Genomic DNA, 822 nt, shown 5'->3' with positions numbered 1-822 from the left:
AAAGGAGAGTTATGTTTAAAATATTAATGATTTTACTAATTACAAATATTTATTCATATCAAATAAATAAGTTAAAAATAGAGCTAGATAGTATTTATAAAAGCTTTCCTTATATTACAAAAGAAATAAGACAAGACCAAGATGAATTTTTAAAAAACATTAGTAATTGCAAAGATGATAATAATTGCATTATAAATTCTTATAAAACTAGAATAAAAGAGTTTAACACCTTGCTTGAAAACTCAAAAACCTATCCTAAAGAATTAATAGAACATATAAAAATAATTCAAGAAAACTCAACTGATTGTTATAAGCGTAAATGCACAGTAGATTGCGAAGAGATATCAATAAATAATTTTTGGCAAAATTTTTTTAGATACAAAGATATAAAAATAAAGCCAAAAATTGTAGATGCTAAGCATTACGCAAGCCAAGAAGTAAAAGACACTCTTAAATACTGCTGGGATTTAGGGCTTGATAGAAAAGTTTATAAAGATATAGGGCGTGATAATATCTATGGTGTTGATAATGATGTGAGTTATTCTTTTTATGAAGTTGATAAAAATGGAGAGCTCTATTTTGCAAGTAAAATTAAGGGTAAAAAATACATAAAAAAACACAAAAATATAACTATTGGCGATGTAGTTTTAGATGATAAAAATTATTTAGCCTTATCAGGAGAATTTGGAAATATATTGTTTATAGAAAAAGATTTTTGCAATCATCCTATTAAAAATAAAAATCTGTTAGATGTCATAAAAAAATCTAATAGAATAAAAATATCAACAGATTTTCATGAGCTTACACAAAGAATTTTTACGA

The 822-nt window shown here is 24.1% G+C and carries 1 protein-coding gene; it reads left to right on the top strand.

Going from position 1 to position 822, the window contains the following annotated elements:
* Window positions 1–11 precede the first annotated feature (11 nt).
* Window positions 12–822, top strand: an 811-nt coding sequence (locus KJQ99_RS09440; RefSeq protein WP_214150673.1) for a lysozyme inhibitor LprI family protein, incomplete at its 3' end; no start/stop codon positions are given.

The sequence above is a fragment of the Campylobacter sp. 2018MI13 genome (assembly GCF_018501135.1).
Lineage (GTDB): Bacteria > Campylobacterota > Campylobacteria > Campylobacterales > Campylobacteraceae > Campylobacter_E.
Note: the sequence above shows the minus strand (reverse complement) of the source record. Positions and strands in the feature narration are given on the sequence as shown.